This window comes from Lysinibacillus sp. FJAT-14745, from assembly GCF_001275675.1.
In the GTDB taxonomy this organism is placed as follows: domain Bacteria; phylum Bacillota; class Bacilli; order Bacillales_A; family Planococcaceae; genus Lysinibacillus.
Genome location: NZ_LITM01000009.1, coordinates 412,343 through 418,842 on the forward strand (window position 1 = coordinate 412,343; position 6,500 = coordinate 418,842).

Below are 6,500 nucleotides of genomic sequence, written 5' to 3' on the forward strand. Positions count from 1 at the left end.
CCCCCCCTGTTGTCAATATGAAACTCTCTATATAGCATTAAGCTAGAATTGATGCTAGTACTGCTTTTTGTGCATGAAGTCTATTCTCTGCTTGCTCAAAGATGTAGGAATTTGGGCCATCAATAACAGATGACGCTACTTCTTCTTCACGATGAGCTGGTAAACAGTGCAGGAACATATAATTCGGTTTTGCGTATGCGACAAGTTCATCATTAATTTGATAACCTGCAAAGTCTTCTAGACGTTTTGCAGTTTCCTCTTCTTGCCCCATCGACGTCCATACATCAGCGTATACTACATCCGCGTTTATAACCGCATCTATAGGATCGTTTGTAATTGTAATTGTACTACCATTCGCTGCCGCGATAGCCTGTGCTTTTGCGATAACATCTGCATCACATTCATAGCCAACTGGTGTTGCCACTGCCACGTTCATTCCTACATGCGCAGAAGCGACTACCAATGAGTGCGCCACGTTGTTGCCATCTCCAACATATGCAATTTTTAGTCCTTTTAATTTACCTTTATTTTCAGCGATCGTTTCTAAATCCGCTAAAGCTTGGCATGGATGATAAATATCCGTTAGTCCATTGATAACCGGTATAGACGCATGCTCTGCAAGCTCCTTCACCATTACATGAGAGTTCGCTCGAATCATAATCCCATCTAAATAACCTTCTAACACATGTGCTGTATCATATATCGATTCACCGCGACCAATCTGTAAATCACGCGCATGCATAAACATACCTTTTCCGCCCAGTTGATTCATACCTACTTCAAATGAAATACGAGTACGAGTTGAATGTTTTTCGAAAATCATGCCGAGAGTCTTACCTTCTAGTAGCTTCGGACATTTCCCTTCTTTAGTAATCATTTTCAGCTGTGTTGCTAATTCAACTAACTGTTGAACCTCTTCACTTGTATAGTCTAGCAAGGTTAACAGATCCTTACCTTTTAAGCTAGACACTAACTTCAACTGTACTTCCTCAAGTAATTTCATAGCCTTCTCTCCTTGTTTCGTTGCTGTTGGGTTTAGTATAACAAATGAATAATTATAAAATCAACTGAATTTTTATGTTTATTTTTAAAAATTAGAAAATTGTCTTCAAATGTGTCTAAAATGCGTATAATTGAATATTTATGCATATTCCTCTTCAATCGCATATTTAAGAGAATTGCACTATTGATAATAAATAATATATATTAGGTATTTAGGTGGTAAAATAAATGGAAAAGGAATTGCTGCATCTTGTCAAAGAAATTAATAAGGTAATTACGAAGCCAATTTAATGTTTATGAAATTTTTCCTCTGAAACGTTAACTTCAAAACATGCAGTATTTTCAAGTCAACTTCAGACGAATGGTCCGTTCAAGCTTATTAGCAAAGTTAATGGATACATCCGCAGGCGCTGTTAGCCAATTAGTAAATTGGCTGGAGCAAGCAAAAGAACAATGAATAAAAAGGATCATAGAGAGGTTATTATATAGCTAGATGAACGTGGACCATCTTTATTTTCAAAAGCAGGAGGAAATTGAGCTTGCTATTATTTATAAAAATTATACAAAGCTAGATTTGTTACAATTAAAGTACATACTTTTGAAATTACATTCTATTATTTCAGAAGAACAGGAAAAAATAAGTGTTCTTAATGGAGGTATTATTGTGGATTTACATGATTTAAGGAAGGACATATTTAAAATTGCTTATCCCTATATAAAAACGCGTCCAAATGTTGCCTTATCCATTGGTATCATTTATCAAGACCAAGAAGCTACGTTTACTTTCGGTGGCTCGAATTTTATGTTGGAAGAAAAACCTTATATATATGAAGTTGGATCAATTTCTAAAGTTTTGACTACATCCATTTTAGGAGAAATGATTCAGGAAGGAAAAGTCCATGTAGAAGATTCCCTTGGTAAATATTTTTCCTCAATTCCAGACAATCACCCTGTCACACTCAAACGTTTAGCAAACCATACTTCTGGACTACCAGGGATAGGTGTGCTGAAGAACATTTACAATGTTTTTGACGCGCAAACACCTCGTGATCCCTTTTGTCAATATTCACTGGATGAGACTATACATTATTTTAAAACGCACACCGACGAGCCAAAAGTTAAATTCAGATATTCTAATGTAGGAATGGGGCTTTTAGGATATATTTTAGCCAATATACTTCATACTGATTATGAAACAGCTATCAAACAAAGATTAACAGATCCTTTAAATATGCCAAATACGTTTATCTCTATTCCTTCTGATCAAGCAGACGCCGTATTGCAAGGATACACGATCCTTGGACATAAAAAGCCACCACTCCAAATGAATGAATTTATGGCGGCAGGGGCAGCCCGTTCAACTGTTCATGATCTTTTAACATTTATGAAAGTACATTTACGTGATGAAAATTTAGGTTATACATTAACACATCAAGCTACTGAAACTTTTTCAGAAAATATAGGTATTGGTCTAGGATGGCAACTCGCTGACAATATCATTTGGCATAACGGTTCGACGAAAGCTTTCTCTAGTTATTTAGGGTTTGATAAAACACAACAAACAGGCGTTGTTGTGTTATCAAATTATCGATCGCCTATATTGGCAGCAAACCCTAGTCAAATTGGCAAAGATATATTACAGCTTTTACAAAACAAATAGATTTTATTTTTATACGAGAGATAATGTGAATTTATCGACATAAACTAACAAACAGCCCTCAAGTATTTAGGCTTGAGGGCTGTTTTAATAATCATTGTAAAGATTTTGTCTACATAGAGGTGCGCCTTTTTGCTGAATAGACTTTTAAGGCATTTAGGGCTTATCATGTCGCTAAGAGGTAAAGGTTGATTTTTCCTGTTTCATAATAAATGTCTTTCGCCAATTCATAATTTTCTATGTTAAAATTTACTGTAGATAGAATTTTCAATAAGTTGAAGGAGGCAGATGAAAAGGCATTGAAAAAAATATTTTTATTTTTAGTGTTTTTGACAGTATTTATTTTAACAGCATGTAACACATCAACGCTAAGTATTAGTAAAATTGAGATTGTTCCAGAAAAAGTGCAAAAGGTAATTGATGAAAAAAATACACTTCAATTAATCAACGAAGTAGATAAGAATGTTTCTTATCTCGTTTTTCGGTCAAAAGGAACAGTCACAACAGACCTTGAAACACAAGGTGATACATTAATAATAAAGTTAGATGTTACGAATCAACAAGATAATGCAATAAAACAACATGTCTATAAATTAACGTTAGACTCTAACCTTGATACGATTAATATTCATATCAACGGAAAATCTACAACTATTGATAGTGTAACAAGTATATGAGGAGCAATTATCCTCTTTTCTACAATCGACATTAATTTAGGGGCTGTGCGTAAAACTACATACAAGCCCTTTTGTTATGCTTTCTCAATCGCTCCTATTTAAAAAAAAACGCTAATTTTCTCACATCAACTTCAACATTGATATATTTCTTTGGTCTAACCAACGTAAAAAGCCTCCTAACATTTTTGTTAGAAGGCTTTGTTTAGTTCTTTCAGCAGTATTAGTCAAAAATAATTTTATTCACTGCATCACGGTCTAATTTTTTAATAACTTCCACCATTAGTTTTACAGCATCATCATAATCATCACGATGTAAAATGCCTGCATGTGAGTGGATGTAGCGTGTTGCAATACCGATAGATAGGGCAGGTATACCATTTGCAGTTACGTGGATAGAACCAGCGTCTGTACCGCCACCAGCCATTGCCTCGAATTGATATGGAATATTGTGCTCATCAGCCACATCTAATACGAATTCACGTAAGCCACGGTGTGATACCATTGATGCATCGTAAACAACAATTTGTGGACCAGCGCCCATTTTACTAGTTGATTCTTTTGCAGTTACACCTGGTGTATCTCCTGCTATACCTACATCGACAGCAAAGCCGATATCTGGTTGGATCTTATGCGTAGCAGTTTTCGCACCACGAAGCCCTACTTCCTCTTGGACATTCCCTACAGAATAAAGGATGTTAGGATGCTTTTCATTTTGCAATGCTTTCATAACATCAATTGCAATCGCACAACCAATACGGTTATCCCATGCTTTTGCTAATAAGTATTTTTCGTTTTTCATGACATTAAATTCGAAATATGGTGTTACCATATCGCCAGGACGTACGCCCCATTCAAGCACTTCATCTTTTGAAGCCGCACCAACATCGATAAACATATCTTTAATGTCTACCACTTTGTTACGCACATCTGCAGGTAAAATATGAGGTGGCTTTGAACCAATAACCCCAATAATTTCATCGCCTTTACGTGTTGTAATTGTTACACGCTGTGCAAGCATAACTTGGCTCCACCAGCCGCCTACAGTTTGGAATTTGATGAACCCTTTGTCATCGATTTGAGTAACCATGAAGCCTACTTCATCTAAATGACCTGCAACCATAATTTTAGGGCCATTTTCATCGCCAACTTTTTTAGCAATGACGCTACCTAAATTATCTGTTTCAACTAAGTCTGCATATGGTCCAATGTATTTTTTCATGACCTCGCGTGGTGCACGTTCATTACCTGCAATACCATTCGCATCTGTTAAATCTTTAAACATTTGTAATGTTGGATCTAGTTGTGTCATCCTTTTGCCTCCCGACTCTTGTATCTTCTCTATTATACTTCGTTTACCGAAATATTCCTAGCTTAATCGTCAGAAAATTGGTGTATTTCTTACACTTTAATATCCTGAACGTTGACGATTATAATTTTCTTCATTTTTCTCAATATATGCCGTAACAACGTCCTCAAACGAAAAGCCTAGATTAAACGCAAGTAATCCATAGCATTGCCAGATCGCTAAATATCTATCCTCTGTTGGTTGACTAATAAAGCTTAAAATATAGTCTTGTGTCATTAAAAATGTCTCGGTTAAATCTCTCTTCTCTTCAATCACGGGCCATTTTTCTATTGCTGTATAACCTTTTAATAGGCCAAGTGATAATATAAAATGAATCGAATCCACATATTCCTCTAAAATCACATCACGCTCTGAAGCTCCCTTTGTGCTCCAAAACTTAAAGCAACGTGTCTCATTTGCTAGTTCGGCTAGCTCTACCATTAAGGCTAAACCTTTTTCTTTAAATACATCACGTTCAATATTTTGTGTTTTCTCGATGAAATCATCCAGCTCTTTTTGCATTTTAAACAATTGTTGTAAATTCATTTTTTTCTCCTAAATTTCTTAAAAATATTTATAAAAAGTGAAACTAATTGCCCTCTACAATCGTATAGGAAGGAATAACCTTTCTTCAAGGGGGAAATTAAAAATGTTGCCGTTACTTATTCGTCTTGCTGTTATTGCGCTTATTATCTATGTATTTTATAAAGCGATTCGTTATATAACCGATCCTAAGCGAAAACTTGATGAAGCCTATGAAAAAGGCCAATACTATTTTTATGATGACGTCAAAAATGTCCGGAAAAATTTCTTTATTTCTTATAAGGGTGCTCTTTTCGAAGGTGAAAAATACCTCGGCACTACTGAAGATGCCTTCGAGGTAGTTACGATTTTTGTTGGCGCCCGAGACGCCGCTACACTGCAAGGTTTTACGAAAAGAGACTTTGAATATCTACAGCAAGAAATCCTATTGAACTATCCGAGCGCAAAAATAAATTGGAAGCAACCCATTGAAAAGCTTATGCACAACACATCCTCATCATGAGGATGTGTTTTTATTTATCGGAACATTTTCGGGTTTTATCGGAATGTTTTCGTGATTTATCGGAACATTTTTAAGTTTTATCGGAATGATTTTGCGATTTATCACCATATTTGTACTATGATAAAAATTTGAATAGCTGCTAGCAGTGGGAAGCCGAATGCAAAGCTATTATGGCGTGTTTTATGTCGGAATAAATACATTCCGAGCACGCCACCTACTGCACCACCTGCAATTGCTAACGTAAATAACGTACGTTCAGCAATACGCCATTCATGCTTTTTTGCTTTTGATTTATCCATCCCCATCATAACGAGCAGGACTATAGAAACAATCGCCATATACGCTAATAATGCTTGCCCGATACGAAAAACATATACATTTCTTAAAAATGTAGACATCTCTACTGTGACACAACTTATATCTTCCGACTTTCGTATTTGTGTCTTCCTTATTCTACGAGTCTGGTTTCGCCAAAGCTACTGCCATTTAGTATGACTCTCCAAAGGCTTAAATTCCGCAGTATCGTTGCGTACACTCTCTTTCACTATGATAAAATCACATTACCCTATTTAGAGAGGCCGTTAACATTTTTATAGTTGTATATATTTTTCTTGTTCACACGAAGGCGCAACCCTTCGTGCAGTCTTTCTCCACGAGTAGACCTCTTATGCTTTCACATAAGCGCAGACTATATCTTCATCTTATCTTCTAATAAGAGCCACATTTTTCTTCCGCCATTCGCTTGCGGTTTTACTCTCCCTCAAGGAGATAGTC

7 protein-coding genes are annotated in these 6,500 nt (G+C 36.0%); 3 read left to right on the forward strand and 4 right to left on the reverse strand.

Annotation, left to right across the window (positions count from 1 at the left end; translation table 11 throughout):
- Positions 1-37 precede the first annotated feature (37 nt).
- Positions 38-1,003 (reverse strand): ornithine carbamoyltransferase, encoded by a 966-nt coding sequence (gene argF, locus AMS59_RS17165; protein ID WP_053484952.1) that lies wholly within the window; start codon positions 1,001-1,003, stop codon positions 38-40.
- Between the two features lie 492 nt (positions 1,004-1,495).
- On the opposite strand from argF, the gene AMS59_RS17170 reads away from it, so the two are divergent.
- Both AMS59_RS17170 and AMS59_RS17175 read left to right on the forward strand, forming a co-directional pair.
- Positions 1,496-2,662 carry a serine hydrolase gene (locus AMS59_RS17170; protein WP_053484953.1) on the forward strand — a complete coding sequence of 389 codons (1,167 nt, stop codon included), beginning with the start codon at positions 1,496-1,498 and terminating at the stop codon, positions 2,660-2,662.
- Positions 2,663-2,934: 272 nt separating this feature from the next.
- Complete coding sequence (locus AMS59_RS17175) at positions 2,935-3,336, forward strand: peptidylprolyl isomerase (protein ID WP_156304704.1); 402 nt, start codon at positions 2,935-2,937, stop codon at positions 3,334-3,336.
- 220 nt (positions 3,337-3,556) lie between these two features.
- Here AMS59_RS17175 and AMS59_RS17180 read toward each other — a convergent pair whose 3' ends face one another.
- Positions 3,557-4,645, reverse strand: a complete 1,089-nt coding sequence (locus AMS59_RS17180) for a M42 family metallopeptidase (protein ID WP_053484955.1) — start codon at positions 4,643-4,645, stop codon at positions 3,557-3,559.
- A gap of 96 nt (positions 4,646-4,741) precedes the next feature.
- Entirely contained in the window at positions 4,742-5,227 is a 486-nt protein-coding gene (locus AMS59_RS17185) for a dUTP diphosphatase (RefSeq protein WP_053484956.1), read from the reverse strand.
- Positions 5,228-5,330: 103 nt separating this feature from the next.
- On the opposite strand from AMS59_RS17185, the gene AMS59_RS17190 reads away from it, so the two are divergent.
- Positions 5,331-5,726 carry a hypothetical protein gene (locus tag AMS59_RS17190; protein ID WP_053484957.1) on the forward strand — a complete coding sequence of 132 codons (396 nt, stop codon included), beginning with the start codon at positions 5,331-5,333 and terminating at the stop codon, positions 5,724-5,726.
- Between the two features lie 101 nt (positions 5,727-5,827).
- Here AMS59_RS17190 and AMS59_RS17195 read toward each other — a convergent pair whose 3' ends face one another.
- A complete protein-coding gene (locus AMS59_RS17195; protein ID WP_053485116.1) occupies positions 5,828-6,088 on the reverse strand; it encodes a DUF1294 domain-containing protein in 261 nt (86 codons plus the stop codon).
- Positions 6,089-6,500 lie beyond the last annotated feature (412 nt).